The 15,771-nt window shown below is 72.9% G+C and carries 16 protein-coding genes; 12 read left to right on the top strand and 4 right to left on the bottom strand.

Going from position 1 to position 15,771, the window contains the following annotated elements; all coding sequences use genetic code 11:
* Positions 1-34: 34 nt before the first annotated feature.
* The 3 genes from AB0K67_RS09095 to AB0K67_RS09085 are packed head-to-tail and all read left to right on the top strand — an operon-like array spanning position 35 to position 2,339.
* Positions 35-382 carry a GntR family transcriptional regulator gene (locus AB0K67_RS09095; RefSeq protein WP_364055332.1) on the top strand — a complete coding sequence of 116 codons (348 nt, stop codon included), beginning with the start codon at positions 35-37 and terminating at the stop codon, positions 380-382.
* Positions 379-1,338 carry a hypothetical protein gene (locus AB0K67_RS09090; RefSeq protein WP_364055329.1) on the top strand — a complete coding sequence of 320 codons (960 nt, stop codon included), beginning with the start codon at positions 379-381 and terminating at the stop codon, positions 1,336-1,338. The genes AB0K67_RS09095 and AB0K67_RS09090 overlap by 4 nt, the downstream gene beginning before the upstream one ends.
* Complete coding sequence (locus tag AB0K67_RS09085; RefSeq protein ID WP_364055326.1) at positions 1,335-2,339, top strand: CPBP family intramembrane glutamic endopeptidase; 1,005 nt, start codon at positions 1,335-1,337, stop codon at positions 2,337-2,339. Before AB0K67_RS09090 ends, AB0K67_RS09085 begins: the two co-directional genes overlap by 4 nt.
* A gap of 78 nt (positions 2,340-2,417) precedes the next feature.
* Here the strand turns inward: AB0K67_RS09085 and AB0K67_RS09080 are convergent, their stop codons facing one another.
* Positions 2,418-3,203, bottom strand: a complete 786-nt coding sequence (locus AB0K67_RS09080) for an adenosylcobinamide-GDP ribazoletransferase (RefSeq protein ID WP_364055323.1) — start codon at positions 3,201-3,203, stop codon at positions 2,418-2,420.
* Positions 3,204-3,237: 34 nt separating this feature from the next.
* On the opposite strand from AB0K67_RS09080, the gene AB0K67_RS09075 reads away from it, so the two are divergent.
* Positions 3,238-4,038, top strand: a complete 801-nt coding sequence (locus tag AB0K67_RS09075; RefSeq protein ID WP_364055320.1) for an ATP-binding cassette domain-containing protein — start codon at positions 3,238-3,240, stop codon at positions 4,036-4,038.
* Between the two features lie 36 nt (positions 4,039-4,074).
* Here AB0K67_RS09075 and AB0K67_RS09070 read toward each other — a convergent pair whose 3' ends face one another.
* Positions 4,075-5,070, bottom strand: a complete 996-nt coding sequence (locus AB0K67_RS09070; protein ID WP_364055317.1) for a bifunctional adenosylcobinamide kinase/adenosylcobinamide-phosphate guanylyltransferase — start codon at positions 5,068-5,070, stop codon at positions 4,075-4,077.
* A gap of 268 nt (positions 5,071-5,338) precedes the next feature.
* On the opposite strand from AB0K67_RS09070, the gene AB0K67_RS09065 reads away from it, so the two are divergent.
* Complete coding sequence (locus AB0K67_RS09065; RefSeq protein WP_364055314.1) at positions 5,339-5,545, top strand: hypothetical protein; 207 nt, start codon at positions 5,339-5,341, stop codon at positions 5,543-5,545.
* Positions 5,546-5,617: 72 nt separating this feature from the next.
* On the opposite strand, the gene AB0K67_RS09060 is transcribed toward AB0K67_RS09065, so the two are convergent.
* A complete protein-coding gene (locus AB0K67_RS09060; RefSeq protein ID WP_364055311.1) occupies positions 5,618-6,616 on the bottom strand; it encodes an aldo/keto reductase family protein in 999 nt (332 codons plus the stop codon).
* A 57-nt stretch (positions 6,617-6,673) separates the two neighbouring features.
* Here AB0K67_RS09060 and AB0K67_RS09055 point away from each other — a divergent pair, with 57 nt between their 5' ends.
* Complete coding sequence (locus AB0K67_RS09055) at positions 6,674-7,675, top strand: SMI1/KNR4 family protein (RefSeq protein ID WP_364055308.1); 1,002 nt, start codon at positions 6,674-6,676, stop codon at positions 7,673-7,675.
* 13 nt (positions 7,676-7,688) lie between these two features.
* On the opposite strand, the gene AB0K67_RS09050 is transcribed toward AB0K67_RS09055, so the two are convergent.
* Entirely contained in the window at positions 7,689-8,273 is a 585-nt protein-coding gene (locus AB0K67_RS09050; protein WP_364055305.1) for a DUF3043 domain-containing protein, read from the bottom strand.
* A gap of 153 nt (positions 8,274-8,426) precedes the next feature.
* Between AB0K67_RS09050 and AB0K67_RS09045 the strand changes: the two genes are divergently transcribed.
* The 6 genes from AB0K67_RS09045 to AB0K67_RS09020 all read left to right on the top strand — a co-directional run bounded on the left by AB0K67_RS09045 (position 8,427) and on the right by AB0K67_RS09020 (position 15,767).
* Positions 8,427-9,260, top strand: coding sequence for a PspA/IM30 family protein (locus tag AB0K67_RS09045; protein WP_364055303.1), 834 nt, complete (start codon positions 8,427-8,429; stop codon positions 9,258-9,260).
* Positions 9,257-9,535 carry a hypothetical protein gene (locus AB0K67_RS09040; protein ID WP_364055300.1) on the top strand — a complete coding sequence of 93 codons (279 nt, stop codon included), beginning with the start codon at positions 9,257-9,259 and terminating at the stop codon, positions 9,533-9,535. Before AB0K67_RS09045 ends, AB0K67_RS09040 begins: the two co-directional genes overlap by 4 nt.
* 4 nt (positions 9,536-9,539) lie before the next feature.
* Complete coding sequence (gene htpX / locus AB0K67_RS09035; RefSeq protein ID WP_364055297.1) at positions 9,540-10,439, top strand: zinc metalloprotease HtpX; 900 nt, start codon at positions 9,540-9,542, stop codon at positions 10,437-10,439.
* A gap of 4 nt (positions 10,440-10,443) precedes the next feature.
* A complete protein-coding gene (locus AB0K67_RS09030) occupies positions 10,444-11,001 on the top strand; it encodes a hypothetical protein (protein WP_364055294.1) in 558 nt (185 codons plus the stop codon).
* Positions 11,002-11,096: 95 nt separating this feature from the next.
* Positions 11,097-12,827, top strand: a complete 1,731-nt coding sequence (locus tag AB0K67_RS09025; RefSeq protein WP_364055291.1) for an alpha/beta fold hydrolase — start codon at positions 11,097-11,099, stop codon at positions 12,825-12,827.
* A 267-nt stretch (positions 12,828-13,094) separates the two neighbouring features.
* Positions 13,095-15,767, top strand: a complete 2,673-nt coding sequence (locus AB0K67_RS09020) for a protein kinase (RefSeq protein WP_364055288.1) — start codon at positions 13,095-13,097, stop codon at positions 15,765-15,767.
* Positions 15,768-15,771 lie beyond the last annotated feature (4 nt).

The raw sequence follows: 15,771 nt of genomic DNA, 5'->3' as shown, positions 1-15,771 counted from the left end.
GTGATCGAATAATAGTGCTAGTGTCATTGGCACCATGTTGCTGACGCTCGATCTCAACGACGCCCGGCCGCTCCACGAGCAGGTGGCCGGCGCGATCCGCCGTGCCATAGGCGAGGGCTCCTACCGGCCGGGCGACCGCCTGCCGCCGGCCCGCGACCTGGCCGGCGCCCTGGGCATCAACTCCAACACCGTGCTGCGCGCCCTGCGCGAGCTGCGCGACGAGGGGCTGCTGGAGTTCAGGAGGGGCCGCGGCGTCAGCGTCGCAGGGCGCGCCGACGGGCGCGCGCTGCTCGTCCAGCGGGCCCGCGAGCTGCTGGAGGAGGGCAAGAGATACGGCTACAGCCGTGACGACCTCATCACCATCCTGGAGGGATTGACGTGATTCCCCGAGCCGTCGCCGCCGTTTGGTGGCTGGCCGTGACCACCGTGCTGGTCCTGTCGACCTTCGCCGTGCGCGACCGGCTTCCCGATCCCATGGCCACCCACTGGTCGGGGTCCCTGCCCGACGGCTCGAACTCGCTCACGGGACACCTCATCACCAGCACGGCCATCTGGGCGGTGCTCGGCGTGGGCCTGGTCGCGTCGGCCGCGCGGGCGCAGGCCCGCCGCGTGCCCCGGATGACGTGGTGGTCGATGCTGTTCGGGATGGGCACGCTGCTGATCGGCGCCCAGGTCTCGACGCTGGCCGCCAACCTCGACGTCCCCGAGTGGACGGCCGCCACGCTGCCGGGCTGGCACATCCCCGCCGTGCTCGCGGGCATGCTCGCCGTCATGGGGCTGGCCGCCGTGCTCGCCAAGGGAGAGCCCGACGAGCCGTCCCCGGGAAACCTGGAGCCGCCCGTGCTCAAGCTCCGCTCCGGCCAGCGCGCGGTCTGGGTCGGCCGAGTGGTCAACCGCAAGATCACCTGGGCCGTCGTCGCGGCCTTCGCCGTCACCGTGCTGATGGCCGTGTCCGGCCTGCGCGGGCAGGGACAGTCCCTGGTGAGCGCCATCCTCCCGGGCGCGATCATCCTCCTGCTGGTCGGGCTCGCCACCATGGCCGTGTCCGTACGCGTCGGCGACGGCGTGATCAGGATCGGGTTCGGCCCGTTCGGCTGGCCCGCCCGGCACATCAAGCTGTCGGCCGTCGAGTCGGCCTGGGCCGAGGAGCGCTCGCCCGCAGAGACCGGCGGCTGGGGCTTTCGCGGGCTGCCGGGAGCGGCCACCATCATGTTGCGCGGCGGCGAGTGCCTCGTGCTCCGCTACCGTTCCGGTGGGCAGCTCGCGATCAGCATCGACGACGCGGAACGCGGCGCCGCCCTCATCAACGCCCTCATCGCGGAGCGTGCACAGACATGAGAAGACCGCTGCTCGTCTACATCGTCCTCGCATTCGGGCTTTCCTGGGCCGCGACGCTGCCGCTGTGGTTCGGCGACGGGCTCGGCACGCCGCTCAAGGTGCAGGCGCTGGGCGCGCTGATGATGTTCACCCCCACCATCGGCGTGCTCGGCGTGTGGGCCACCACGCGCGTCCCGTTCCGCCAGTGGGCCAGGGAGACCGGGCTCACCCTCGGCGAGCGCAAGGGCCGCACCGGCCGCCTCGTGCTCGCCGCCTGGTTCGGCGTGCCGCTGCTGACGCTGCTCGCCATGGGGATCAGCGCCGCCGTCGGCCTGGTCTCGCTCGACCTCGACACGTTCAGCCTCCTCGCGGAGGTGCTGCGGGCCCGCGGCGCCGAGCCGCCCGCCGACATGACCGCGGTGGCCGTCACCCAGCTCGTGCTGGCGTCGCTGCTGGTGCCCGTGCAGATCCTGATCCCGGCGCTGGGCGAGGAGTGGGGCTGGCGCGGCTGGCTGCTGCCCCGCCTCATCGCCGCCAACGGCGTCGTCGCGGGCCTCATCTACTCCGGGCTCATCTGGGGACTGTGGCACGCCCCGCTCACCCTGCTCGGCTACAACTACCCGCGGCTCGGCTCCTGGGCGGCGCTGGCGTTCATCGGCTTCTGCGCGGTGGCCGGCGTGGCCATCGGGTGGCTGCGGCTGCGGTCGGGCAGCGTGTGGCCCGCGGTGGTGGCGCACGCGTCACTGAACGCCGTCGCCGGGCCCGTCCTGCTGCTCGGCGACGCCGCAGAACCGCCGAACGAGATCCTGGCCGGCATCACCGGCGTGGTCGGGTGGGTGCTGCTCGCCCTGGTGGGCGCGGCCCTGCTCCGCTTCCTCCCGGTGGGCGTCCCGCGCCCCGCCGCACCCGAGGCGGCGGGGCAGTCCGATGAGGACGGGCCTGATGCCGGTGCCGCCGACTCCGACGAGCCGGAGCCCGAATCGGCCGGGTCGGGATCCACCCGTCCCGCCGACGCGGACTGAGGCTCGTGCCACGCGGTCTTGTGACGCGGGCTGAGGTTCCTCGCATGCGACCCGCCGGCGTGCTGCTGTCCGGCCGCGTCAGGCGAGCAGCGCGTACGCCACCAGCGCCGCCGTCGTGGCCGTCTCCACGAGCGCGCCGAGCACGTCCCCTGTGATGCCGCCGAGCCGCCGCCTGGCGCGCCTGAGCAGCAGCAGGGCGGCGGCGAGCCCCGCGAGCAGCGCGGCCGGCGCCGCGAGCGCTCCGGCGGGCGGGAGCTCTTCGAGCCCGCCCGCCGCGACCAGGCCGATCACGGCGGCGACGACAAGCGCGGCCACGGTGACGAGCACGGCGGCGGGGCGGCGTACGGTGCCCGCGACCATCGCGCCCAGCCCCTCGGGGCGGGCGGCCGGCACGCCCTCCCGGCAGGCCCACGTCAACGCCAGCCGCCCGGCCAGGCAGGCGGTCACCAGGGCGGCATGGCGTACGAGATGGCCGCCGCCGATGGAGGCGAGGGCCGCGACCTGGACGAGCAGCGTGAGCACCAGCGTCACCACGCCGAACGGCCCGATGTCCGACTTTTTCATGATGTCGAGCGCCTGGGCGGCCGGTTTCGCGCTGCCCAGCCCGTCCGCGAGATCGGCGAGCCCGTCCAGATGCAGCGCCCGGGTGAACAGCGCCAGCAGCGCGATCGCCAGCGCCGCCCCGAGCAGCGGCCGGCCGCCGAGCAGCGCCGGCGGCAGCCCCGCGACCAGCCCCAACGCGAGACCGACGGCCGGGGCGAGCGCCATCGCCTGCCCCGCCACGCGCCGATCCACCCGCTCCACGCGTACGGGAAAGAGGCTCAGCGTGCCCACGGCGAACCGCAGCCCGTCCATCGATCGCATAACGGGCGATCCTAGGGCCCACTAGGGTGGCGGGATGCACGTGCTCGAACTGCAAGGCGTCGGCGTCAGGATCGCAGGCAAGACGCTGCTCCACGGCGTCGACTGGCAGGTGGACTACGGCGATCACTGGGCCGTCCTGGGGCCCAACGGCGCGGGGAAGACGACGCTGATGTCGCTCGCGGCGGCGGTGCGCCACCCCAGCGAGGGCACGGTCAAGGTGCTCGGGCACCGGCTCGGCCGCGTCGACGTGCGCGAACTGCGCCGCCACATCGGGCTCGTCGCCTCCAGCCAGCGGCTCGTCGACGAGGAGCTGATGGAGGAGGAAGGGGCGACCGCTCACACGGTGGTGCTCACCGGGCACACCAGCACGAGCGTTCCGCTGTGGGACCGGTACGGCGACGCCGAGCACGACCGCGCGCACTGGCTCCTCGCCGACCTCGGCTGCAAGGAACTCGCCGAGCGGCCGTTCCGCGTGTGCTCCCAGGGCGAGCGGGCCCGCGTACGGGTGGCCAGGGCCCTCATGTCGGAGCCCGCGGTGCTGCTGCTCGACGAGCCGTTCGCGGGCCTCGATCTGCCCGCCCGCGAAGACCTCGTCAGCGCCGTCGAGCACCTCGCCGCCGTCCGTCCCGTGCTCACCACCGTGACCGTCACCCACCACCTGGAGGAGGTGCCCGCCACGACCACGCACGCCATGCTCATGCGCGAGGCCAGGGTGCTCGCCGCGGGCCCGGCCGAGGACGTGCTCACCTCCGAGCTGCTCAGCGAGTGCTTCGGGCGGCCGCTCCAGGTGGACAGGATCGACGGCCGCTGGTACGCCCGCGCCGCCCGCTCCTGACCACCGCCGGGCCGGGTGCGGGGCTGACGGCTTCGCTCACAGTTCGAGTACGCGGCCCGCGACCACCAGGGCCACGTACTCCGATTCGGCGGCCAGGCGCTCGTTGAGGCGTCCCAGGGCGTCTCTGAACGCGCGTCCGCTGGCCGTCGCGGGCACCACGCCCATGCCGACCTCGTCCGAGACGGCCACCAGCGGCTGCGGCGCCTGCCGCCAGGCGGCCACCAGCTCGTCGCAGCGGGCGGACACCGGAGCCCGGTCGCCCTCCCAGGCCCCGTGCTCGTCGAAGACCGCCGCCAGCCACGTGCCCAGGCCGTCGATCAGCAGCGGCGTGGTGGCGGAGCGGATCGCCGTCGCGAGATCGGTGGTCTCCAGGGTGTCCCAGTGCGCGGGCCTGCGCTCCCGGTGCGCCCGTACGCGCGCCGCCCACTCGCCGTCGCCCGCGCAGGAAGGACCCGTGGCCACGTACGTGACGTGCGGCTCCGCCGCCAGCCTGGCCTCCGCCTCCGCCGACTTGCCCGACCTGGATCCGCCGAGCAGCAGCGCCCGCCGTGGCATCCGCGCCCGCACGCCCTGTCCCGGTGTCACCTCCGTGCCGTCGGATACGGCGATCGCGCCCCACAGCCGCAGCCGCCGGGCCAGCTCATCCTCCGAACGGATCCGGTGGTCGAGCCCGACGGCCACCACCGTGGTCGCCGCGCCCGCCAGCCCGGCCCTGCGCAGCTCTCCGAGACGTTCCGGACGGCCGAGGAGGTCGATGAGCACGACGTCGTACGGGGCGGGCTCCGGCGCGGGCACGGGGACGCCCCGGGGGAGGTGCAGCAGCCGGGCGCCGTCGGGGCAGACCAGCCCGAGGCCGCCTGCGGACGTGCGGTAGCCGGCGGGCAGGTCGCGGAAGGGGTACGTGACGCGGCCGTCGACCACGAGCCCGAACGGGCGGCGATGACCGGCGGGCAGCGCGGCGCACGAGGCGCACAGGCAGCCGGGCTCCGGCCAGCCCGCGCCCCCGGCCGTACCGGTGAGAAGGACCTTCACCGCGCCGAGCGTACAAAGGGAACGGCCGCGCGCCCCCGCCGGGTCCCGCGCGTCAGACAGGAGTGAGGGGGACGCGGAACCGGGGGAGACAGAGGAAGGCGCGCGGGGCAGGCCGGCGGGAAGGTCGGAGGCCAGGGGCGGAGGGTGCGCCGGCGAAGCCGTCACACTCGCTCCGCGAAAGGCGCGCGGGACAGGCCGGCGGGGAAGGCTCGACGGTAGGGTTCGCAGTGCCTGCGAAGGGTGCGCCGGCGGATAAGGAGCGTGTGGCATGACATGGCGATGGCGTTATGAGAACGCGCGTGGCGCAGAGGTGGCGGATCGCCCTTTGCCGCGAGAGGTCTTCCCGAGCCAGGCCGACGCCGAGTCCTGGCTCGGCGAGAACTGGCGTGAGCTGCTCGAGGCGGGTGTCGAGCAGGTCGCGTTGCTTGAGGAGGACCGCGTGGAGTACACGGGATTGTCGTTGCGCCAGGAGTAAGGCAGAAAGAGCCGGAGGAAACGAAGAACCCCTTGAGCGGAGTACGGCTCAAGGGGTTTCGTCGTACGGGGGCTACGGCCGGGTGGCCGGGCTCACCGTCTTGGACGGGTCGCGCTCGACCACGTCGCCGAGCACGTCGTCGATCTTCTTCAGTACGTCGGCGTCGAGCTTGACGCCCGCCGCCTTGACGTTGTCGCGCACCTGCTCGGGGCGGGTGGCACCGACGATGGCGCTGGAGACGTTCGGGTTCTGCAGCACCCAGGCGACCGCCAGCTGAGCCATGGACAGGCCCAGGTCGGCGGCGATGGGCTTGAGCTCCTGCACGCGGGTCAGCACGTCGTCCCGCATGAAGCGGGCGATCATGGCGGAGCCGCTCTTGTCGGTGGCCCGGGAGCCCTCCGGCGGCTGCTGGCCGGGCAGGTACTTGCCGGTCAGCACGCCCTGAGCGATCGGCGACCAGACGATCTGGCCGACGCCCTCCTTCTCACTCAGCGGCACGACCTCGGACTCGATGACCCGCCACAGCATGGAGTACTGCGGCTGGTTGGACACGATCCGGTCGAAGCCCATCTCATCGGCGATCTTCAGAGCGCGGGCGATCTGGTCGGCGGTCCACTCGCTGACACCGACGTAGAGGACCTTGCCCTGGCGTACGAGGTCGTCGAACGCCTTGAGCGTCTCCTCGAGCGGGGTCTCGTAGTCGAAGCGGTGCGCCTGGTAGAGGTCGACGTAGTCGGTCTGCAGGCGGCGGAGCGAGCCGTGGATCGACTCGAAGATGTGCTTGCGAGACAGGCCGCGGTCGTTCTTACCGGGGCCGGTCGGCCAGTAGACCTTGGTGAAGATCTCCAGCGACTCCCTGCGCACACCCTTGAGGGCCCGCCCCAGCACCTCCTCGGCCTTCGTCCCCGCGTAGACGTCGGCGGTGTCGAACGTGGTGATGCCCTCGTCGAGGGCCGCCTGGACGCACTGCTTGGCGGCGTCCTCCTCGACCTGAGAGCCGTGGGTGAGCCAGTTGCCGTAGCTGATCTCGCTGACCATGAGACCGCTGCGGCCAAGGTGTCGGAATTCCATGCATCCGACTCTAATGGCCATACATCGGATGATCTGATTCGGGATAGGGTGCGCGACGTGCTGAAGCTCGTACGGCTGGCGCTCACCGCCGCGATCCTCACCGCCATCGTGGTCCGGCTGCGCCGTCGCGCCCGCATGCCCGCCAGGCCGGACGCAGGACGGACCGCCACAGTGCCCTGGCCGGGCGGCTCGGCGCGCCGCACGAGGGTGTGGCCGGTCTGGGCGGCGGTCGCGGCGATCGCGGCCGTGGTGCTCGCGGTCGCGCTGATGCCCCCGTACGACGCCTCCGGCGCGCACGAGCGGGCCCGGCGGGAACGCCAGAGCGCGCTGATCGCGGCGGCCGAGCGCACTGCCGAGCCCATGACACCGTCCACCCCGGAGCCGGTCCCGACGCCCGACCCGTACTGCGCGCCCGCGCTGAGCACGGGGACGGCCCGCCCGGAGACCGGCCGCACGACGAGCGGCCGTGCGGTGACGATCCGCCCGATCGACCCCGAGGTCAGGCGGGCGGTGAACCGTCAGTGGCGGCGCATCGAGCGGTGGCTGAAGGCGAACGCGCCGCGTACGTACCGCGAACTCGGCAGACCCGGCAGGGCGCGCACGATCGCGATCGCCGAGGCGCAGATGGGCGTGCGCTTCCCCGACGACCTGCGCGCCTCGCTGCTGCGCCACAACGGCGCCGCGGGCTTCGGATTCGGCGCGGACCCCGATGGAGTGTCGAACCTGCCCATCCGCGAGATCAGGGACACCTGGCGCCGGGAGTGCGGGCACGACCCCACCGACAGCGGTGACGACCCCTGGAGAGAGCTGTGGAGCGGCAGGATGATCCCGTTCCTCGCCTTCACCGGCAGGGCGGACGGCTCCGCGACGTACGCCTTGATCGACTCCGCCGACGGCACGGTCGGCTGGGACGACGGGAGCGCCGGCATGGGGCGGCGGCTGCCGTCGTACTACGCGCTCATGCGGGCCGTCGCCGACGCCCTGGAGAACGGGACGGAGTTCGACGGCCGGCGGCCCGCGGTGGAGCGAGGCGTGCTGCGCTGGGAGTACGCGGACTAGGCGACCCGTGCCGTCACTTCTTGGTCGGCACCGGCTCCCCGCCGACCTGCACCCTCGGCGGCGGGAACCGCAGCTTGCGGATCTGCAGCGCCCGCATGGCCGCGTAGAAGCCCACGCCCTTGACGCTCTCGTTCGGCATCTTCTCGGCCACCAGCTTCTTCACCTTGAAGGCCACGTAGACCGAGGTGAACAGCACGCCGAGCATCATGATCGGCCAGCCGATCGTCACGACGTAGCCCAGCACCTGGGCGCGGATCGACATCGGCCACGGAATCCAGGTGGCCAGCAGGATCACGAGCGAGAACGGCAGGAAATACTGACTCGGCAGCCGCCGGGAGTCGACCCAGTCGCGCGCGAATTTACGCGCGGGGCCCTTGTCGCGGGCAGGCAGATATCGCTCGTCACCGGCGAGTATGCCCTGACGGACCTTTTCCCGCTCGGCCGCCTGCTTGGCACGCATCTGCCGGTACGCCTCTTTGCGGTCTTTCGGCGCGGAAACGTACTGGCGCCGCCTGCCTTCGGCATCCCGGCGCTTGGGTGTGGGACGACCTTTACCCTGGGGCTTAGGATCGTCAACGGGGACGGGGGTGTCGTCCACAGAGGTTTGGGAACGGCGTCGCAACACGACGTCAACCCTACCTGGAGTGCAACTTAGTGACGCCCTCGTGCGTTATGCGTAGGGTAATCCCAAGGCGGCTGCGCTGCATCGGGATGTACACCAGCACGACCTAGAAGGGGACGGCCGACGCGCATGAGCGTGATGAAGAGACTTTCGATGATCTTCAAGTCCAAGGCCAACAAGGCCTTGGACAAGATGGAGGATCCGCGCGAGACCCTTGACTACTCCTACCAGCGGCAGCTCGAGCTGCTGCAGAAGGTGCGCAGGGGGGTGGCCGACGTCGCCACCTCGCGCAAGAGGGTGGAGCTGCAGATAACCGGCTTGGAGAACCAGGCGAGGAAGCTGGAGGAGCAGGGTCGCAAGGCGCTGTCCGTCGGCCGCGAGGACCTGGCCCGTGAGGCGCTGCAGCGGCGCTCCAACCTGCAGGCCCAGATCGCCGATCTGAAGGTTCAGCACGACAACCTCCAGGCCGAGGAGGAGAAGCTGACGACGGCCTCGCAGCGGCTGCAGGCCAAGGTCGACTCCTTCCGTACGAAGAAGGAGACCATCAAGGCCACCTACACCGCCGCCGAGGCGCAGACGCGCATCAACGAGGCGTTCTCCGGCATCTCCGAGGAGATGGGCGACGTCGGCCTGGCGATCCAGCGCGCCGAGGACAAGACGGCGCAGATGCAGGCCCGCGCCGGCGCCATCGACGAGCTGCTCGCCAGCGGCGCGCTCGACGACTTCAGCGGCACCCGCGGCGACGACATCCAGGCCGAGCTCGACCGCATGGGCGGCGGCATGGACGTCGAGCTGGAGCTGGCCAGGATGAAGGCCGAGCTCGGCCAGGGCCCGGCGCCGCAGCAGGCCATCGAGCAGGGCCAGCCGCAGCAGCAGGCGCAGCCTCAGCCGCAGCAGCAGGCCCAGCCGCAGCAGCAGGCCGGTCCCACCCAGCAGTACCGCCAGCCTGGGGAGGGCGCATGATCGTCAGAATCATGGGCGAGGGTCAGGTGGACATCTCCGCCGACGACATCGCCGTACTCAACGAGCTCGACTCCGAGCTGGAAGCGGCCATCGACGCGGGCGACGAGAAGGCCTTCCGCGTCAAGCTGCACGCGCTGCTCGACAAGGTGCGCCAGGTGGGCAAGGCGCTACCCGACGACAGCCTTGAGCCGTCAGAGCTGATCCTTCCCCCCGCGGACGCCTCGATCGAGGAGGTCCGGGAGATGCTGGGCGACCAGGGCCTCATCCCGGGCTGACCCCGTGAGCACGCGGTTCGCGTCCGACCCCGGCCTCAGCCGCCGGATGGTCGTGACGCTGTTCCTGCTCGGGTTGCTCTATGTCGTGTTCGTCGGCGTACTGATCGCCCTCGGCGCTCAGGCGCTGACCGTGCTGGTGCTGGCGGGCGCCTTCCTGCTGGTGCAGTACTTCCTGTCCGACCGCATCGCACTGTTCGCGATGCACGGGCGGGAGGTCTCGCCGCAGGAGGCGCCCGAGCTGCACGGCATGATCGACCGGCTCTGCGCGCTGGCCGACATGCCCAAGCCGCGGGTGGCGATCGCGCAGTCCGACGTCCCCAACGCGTTCGCCACCGGGCGTGACCAGAAGCACGCCGTCGTCTGCGTGACCACCGGCATCCTGCGCCGCCTTGAGCCGCAGGAGCTGGAGGGCGTGATCGCTCATGAGCTGTCCCACGTCGCACACCGCGACGTGGCGGTCATGACCATCGCCTCGTTCCTCGGCATCGTGGCGGGGCTGATGACCAGGTTCGCGCTCTACACGGGGCTCGGCGGCCGCCGCAACGGCGGCCAGGGCGGGCTGCCCATCGGCGTCATCATCCTGCTGGTGTCCGTCGTCGTGTACGCCGTCAGCTTCCTGCTCACCCGCGCCCTGTCGCGCTATCGCGAGCTGGCCGCCGACCGGGCCGGTGCCCTGCTCACGCAGCGCCCGTCCGCGCTGGCCAGCGCACTGACCAAGGTGTCCGGCGACATGGCCAGAATCCCGACGCGCGACCTGCGGGAGGCGGAGCCGTTCAACGCCTTCTACTTCGCGCCCGCGCTGGCCAAGGGGGCGACGCTGGCCGCGCTGTTCTCGACGCATCCGCCGCTGGAGCGCCGCCTGGAGCAGCTGGCCGGCATCTCCCGCCAGCTCGGAAGGGGCTGAGGCCATGGGCTGGCTCGACGTGCTGCTCGGCCGGTCGAAGCCGGTCAAGCCGAATCTCGACGCGCTGTTCGCGCTGCCGTCCGCGGCGGTGACGCTGCAGGCGGCGACCGGTCTCACGCCCACCGGGCTGGGCTCCGTCGCCTTCCGCGCCGCCGAGGGCGGCGCCTTCGCCAGTCTCGAACGCGACGTCCAGGCGCTGCTGGGCGATCGCGTCGAGAAGTCATCCGACGGCTACGGCTACACCTGGCTGCTCGTACGCCGCCCGCCGGAGGCGCTCAGCGACCTGGTCACCGAGCTGCACGCGGTCAATTCCTCGCTGGAGGGCGCCGGGTTCGGCCCGTCGCTGCTGTGCTCGCTGGTGTCGTTCGCCCGGCGGGACGGCGGCCGGCTCGCCGTCGTCTACCTGTACAAGCGCGGCACCTTCTACCCGTTCGCGCCGCTGCCGGGGGAGAAGCGCGACAACGCGCTCGAACTGCAGGCCAGGGGTGCGCTGGAGGGCGAGCTGCCGCTGGAGAAGGATCTCGGCCGCTGGTTCCCGGTGTGGGGCGCTCCCGGACTCTGAGGCTTCGGGGCGCTTCGAGACGCCGGCGCCTCGGGGGAGGCTTATCCGCAGGGGCGCTCATCTGCGACTATCGCACCGAGTGATCTAATTGTCACGTGGAGCGAAGGTTGTACGTGTTCGCCGCGTGCGCGTTCATCGTGGCGGCGGTGCTGGGCAGCGCCTGGATCACCGGCCAGTTCACCACGCCCGCGGTCGACAGGACGCACGGCTTCGTCAGCGAACTGGCCGCCCGCGACCAGCCGTGGACCCGGCTGTTCCGGGTCAGCGACGGGCTGGCGGGGCTCGCGTGCGTGCTCGGCGTGCTGCTGGTGCCCCGGGTGGCCCGCGAATGGCCGGGCTGGCTGGCGCTGGCCGCGTTCGGGCTGCTCACCTTCGCCGGCGGGCTGTTCCCGCTCGACTGCGCCGCGCTCAGCGACCCCTCCTGCGGCGCCGCCGGCGTCTCGCTCGCCCACCGGCTGCACGAGACGGCCGGCACGCTCGCCACGCTCGCCGTCCTGGCCGCCATGGCGTTCCTCGCCGCGTGCTGGCGGTCGTGGGTGGCGTGGCTGCTGACCTGGCTCAGCCTGGTCACCACGCTGCTCCTGGTGATAGCGCTGCTGGCGGGGCACGGCGCCGGCCTCGCGCACCGCGCCCAGCTCACGGTGATCGCGTTCTGGCTCGTGTACGTGGCACTGCACCTCTTGGTCACCGACGACGTCTCTCCGGAGCGCGTTGACGGCGATGCCGCCGAGGGCCGGATGGCCGGTGACGCGGCCGCGGACCCGCCTGCTGACGGCGTCGCCGGCCGTGCGGACGGTCCCGGGGCCGCCACCGATGACCCGTACGGCGAGGGCTGCCTGCGGGTCGCGCCCGGCCGCATGGGCGGCGTGGGCGGCGCCCGCGTCCTGCCACCACCGCCCGCTGAGGGCCGTGTGGCGTTTCCACCGCCCGCTGAGGGCGGTATGGCGCCTCCGCCGCCCGCTGACAGCCGCGTACCGCCTCCACCCCGTGCGGGAGGTAGCCGCGTAGTGCCTCCGCCCCCCGCCGGCGGTTGCGTCCTGCCTCCGCCGCCCGCAGGCGCGTCGCAGGGCGCCGGGCCGCATGTCGTCGAGCAGGGTGAGGGGCCCGCCGTGCTCATCACCGCAGGTCCCGGCGGCGCCTGGTTCCATTGGGACGCCGTGGCCGAGCTGTTGGCGGGGAGCCGCCGTGTCATCCGCTTCGATCGCCCGGGGCTCGGACGCAGCCCGCGTCCCGTGACCCCGCCGACCCTGTACGCCGAGGTCGCCCGCCTGGCCGCGCTCGCACCCGCCCACCCTGAGCAGGTGACGCTCGTCGCGCACGGTGTCGCCTGCTGGCATGCGGAGGCGTTCGCCCGGCTGCACCCGCTGTGTCTGGCCGGGCTCGTCCTGGTGGACCCGGCCTGCGTGGCCGGACGCCGCCCGTACGCCGCCGCCAGGAACGCAGGGCGGTGGCTGCCCGCGCTCGGCGGCACGTGGGGCGCGGCCGTGCTGGCCCGCATGACGGGTCCCGTCGCGCACCGGCTGCTCACCGGCCTGCCCGACCCGTCCGGCGTGTACGTCCTGGGCAAGGTGCCCGCCGCCGTCGTGGGGGAGTGGCTCGCCCGGGGTGACATGGCCGCCGATCTGCTCCTGCTGCGCGCCGACAAGCCCTTCCCCGCCGTCCCGGTCACCGTGATCAGTGGTGAGGACGCCGACGAGTGCCAGGCCCGGCTCGCCGCCACGCTCGGCGGGAGGCATGTACGGCTGCCGGGGATCGGCCGCCGCATCCCGCTCCGCGCCCCGCAGGCCATCGCCGGCGCCGTGACGGCCGGGCACGTGGATGCCTGACGTGTGCCCCGGGCAACGCCCGGCGCACGGCCGGATCAAGGCGTGCAGCCCGTTCCGGCGATCCCGTGACGCACGGCCGGATGAGGGCGTGACGTGCGGGTGGTGATCGCGTGACGTGCGGCCGGATGAGGACGTGATGTGCGGCCCGGCGTACGCGCCATGTGCGGCCCGGTGAACCTGTGACGGGCGGTCCGGTGATCACGTGACGGGAAGCCCGGCGAACCGCCAGAATGGCGGTAAAGTCGCCATTTCGTGGGGGATGTGCCAATGCCGGACCACGCGCCCCTGCGTCCTGGCGACCCCGCGGCGGTGGGCGGCTATCGCCTGACCGGGCGGCTCGGCGAGGGCGGGCAGGGCATCGTGTACCTCGCCACGGGCGCCGACGGGACGCGTGTCGCGGTCAAGCTGCTGCGCGCCGACCTGGTGGGCGACGCCCAGGCGTCGGAGCGGTTCGTCCGCGAGGTGGCGATGGCCAGGCGGGTGGCGCCCTTCTGCACCGCCCAGGTCATCGAGACCGGGCTGAGCGACGGGCGGCCGTACATCGTGAGCGAGTACATCGACGGCCGCACCCTGACCGACGTCGTACGCGAGCAGGGCCCGCGCACCGGCACCGCCCTGCACCGGCTGGCCATCGGCACGGTCACCGCGCTGGTCGCCATCCACCAGGCCGGCATCGTGCACCGGGACTTCAAACCGTCGAACGTGGTGCTGGCCTCCGACGGGCCGCGCGTCATCGACTTCGGCATCGCCAAGGCGCTCGACCTGGCATCGACGCTCACCAGCGCCGTGGTCGGCACGCCGTCGTACATGGCGCCCGAGCAACTCGGCGACGAGGGTCCTGGGCCGAAGTCGGACATGTTCGCCTGGGCGGGCACGATGGTCTTCGCCGCGTCGGGACGGCCGCCGTTCGGGCAGGACAGCGTGGCCGCCGTGGTGAACCGCATCCTGCACGCCGAGGCCGACGTCTCCTGCATCGGCGACCCCGCCCTGCGCGCGCTGGTCTCCGACTGCCTGGCCAAGGACCCGGACAGCAGACCGGCGGCCGACGAGGCCCTCATGCGCCTGCTCGGCCACGTCCCTGCCGCGCCACGGCACCCCCTGCCGCCCCAGACCGCGGGCCAGCCCGCCTCGCAAGCCTCACCGCCCCAGAACCCGCCGCCTCATGGCTCGTTGTCTCAGAGCTCCTCGCCCCAGAGCCCGTCCTCTCGGGACGCGTCGCTCGAAAGCTCGTCGCCTCAGGGCTCGTCGTCTCGGGGCCTGGCGCTTCAGGGGCTGCCGTCTCAGGCAGGGCCGCAGCAGGGCCTGCTCTTAGAGGGCAGCGCCGCCTCGCGGAACACGCCCTTAGAGCCCAGCGGGCAGGCCGCGCCACCCGCGCCACCCCGGCCGGGTGCCCAGACGGCACCGCCCAGCCCGGGGGGCCCGGCCACACCGCCCGAGCATGGTGGCCAGGCCGCATCGCCCGCCCCGGCCGCGCCGCCCAGGCGGGACGGCCCGGCAGCGCCGCCCGGTGAGACGGCACTTCCCCCCATGGCCACGCCGCCAACGTCAGGTGGCCGGGTCGCGCCGCCGGCCCAGGCCGCCGCACAGCCCGGTCCGGGTGCCCGGACGCCGCCCGGACCGAGCGGCCCGGCCGCATCGTCCAAGCCAGGCGGCCAGGTCACGCCGCCCAGTCACGTCACACCGCCCAGTCACGTCACACCGCCAGGTGCGGTCGCGCCGCATGGTCAGACGGCATCACCCGCTCAGACCCCGTCGCCCACGTCAGGTGGCCAGGCCCCATTGCGCGGGCCTGCCGAGCCGGTGCCGTCGCCTGGGGCGGGCGGTGCGGCCACGCCGGCCGGGCCGCGCGGTCAGGTCGCGCCGGCCGCCCCAGGTGACGGGCCTGAGAGGGCGGCTCGGCGGCGAAGGGCCAGGTTGGTGGTGGCCGGAGCCACGGCCGGGGTGCTGGGGCTGGCCGCCGCGGTCACGCTGGTCGCCGTACGGCTGAACACGCCTGCGTCGCCCACCGTCAGCCCGACCCCGTCGGCGGCGGCCATCACGACGGCGGGGACCACCGCCACGCCCGAGCTCCGGACGTTCACGCTGCCGGGCACCTCCGTGGAGGTCCGGGAGAGCGACGCCGACCCCGTCAAGCTGGTCTCCTACACGCTGGACGGCGGCAAGCGCCTCTACGTGCGCAAGCACGACGCGAACGAGTTCGCCCCAGAGGAGCGCTACTTCGAGTACGCCCTCGACCCCAGGACGAACCTCGCCCTGGCCACCGACGTGGACTACAGCACGGATCTGTTCTCCACCGTCTCGATCGTCGATCACCGCACCGGCACCAAGCGCGTGGTCAAGCTCAGCCCGAAGCCGGTCTTCCCGACCACGCCCCGCTGGTCGCCGGACGGTGAGCGGGGCCTGGTCACCCTCTACAAGGGCGAGGGCGACGCCGTGCAGACGTACGGCTTCGGCGTCATCGACGTCGCCGCGGGCCGGGGCGAGGTGTTCGAGGTGCGGGAGAAGGGCGCGGGGGAGTGGCGCTTCTTCTGGGACGCGGGCGGCCGCGCGGTGGGCACGTGGGCGGGCGGCGCGATGACGTTCTACGGCCTGGACGGCAAGGTGCTGCGCACGCTCAAGGACGTCGGCTCGCCGGTGTGGGTGGAGGGCGACGACGTCTCGCCGTCCGGCGGCCGGTTCCTGGCGCACTGTACGCCTGCGGGCACCGCGCTGTGCGTGCGCCCGACGGCGGGCGGTGACCCGGTCACCGTGCCGATCGCCGCCGAACGGCTCATCGGCTGGTGGGACGACGACCACCTGGCGGTGTGGCGGCGGGCGGGTAACGGCTACGAGGCGGTCGTGGTGGACCTCAAGGGCCAGGTCGGCAGGGTGCTGGCGAAGGCTCCCGACAAGGCGCAGTTCGAAGCGATGGGTTTCCGCTTCGCCAGGCCCACCGCGTAGCGCG

Origin of the sequence: Nonomuraea sp. NPDC052634, from assembly GCF_040678535.1 — a bacterium.
GTDB classification, from domain to species: Bacteria; Actinomycetota; Actinomycetes; order Streptosporangiales; family Streptosporangiaceae; genus Nonomuraea; species Nonomuraea fastidiosa.
Note: the sequence above shows the minus strand (reverse complement) of the source record. Positions and strands in the feature narration are given on the sequence as shown.

Coding starts and splice junctions, on each gene's coding strand:
- AB0K67_RS09085 (WP_364055326.1), top strand. CDS start 1,335: ATGAGAAGACCGCTGCTCGTCTACATCGTCCTCGCATTCGGGCTTTCC.
- AB0K67_RS09095 (WP_364055332.1), top strand. CDS start 35: ATGTTGCTGACGCTCGATCTCAACGACGCCCGGCCGCTCCACGAGCAG.
- AB0K67_RS09045 (WP_364055303.1), top strand. CDS start 8,427: ATGAGCGTGATGAAGAGACTTTCGATGATCTTCAAGTCCAAGGCCAAC.
- AB0K67_RS09030 (WP_364055294.1), top strand. CDS start 10,444: ATGGGCTGGCTCGACGTGCTGCTCGGCCGGTCGAAGCCGGTCAAGCCG.
- AB0K67_RS09080 (WP_364055323.1), bottom strand. CDS start 3,203: ATGCGATCGATGGACGGGCTGCGGTTCGCCGTGGGCACGCTGAGCCTC.
- AB0K67_RS09020 (WP_364055288.1), top strand. CDS start 13,095: ATGCCGGACCACGCGCCCCTGCGTCCTGGCGACCCCGCGGCGGTGGGC.
- AB0K67_RS09060 (WP_364055311.1), bottom strand. CDS start 6,616: ATGGAATTCCGACACCTTGGCCGCAGCGGTCTCATGGTCAGCGAGATC.
- AB0K67_RS09040 (WP_364055300.1), top strand. CDS start 9,257: ATGATCGTCAGAATCATGGGCGAGGGTCAGGTGGACATCTCCGCCGAC.
- AB0K67_RS09065 (WP_364055314.1), top strand. CDS start 5,339: ATGACATGGCGATGGCGTTATGAGAACGCGCGTGGCGCAGAGGTGGCG.
- AB0K67_RS09075 (WP_364055320.1), top strand. CDS start 3,238: ATGCACGTGCTCGAACTGCAAGGCGTCGGCGTCAGGATCGCAGGCAAG.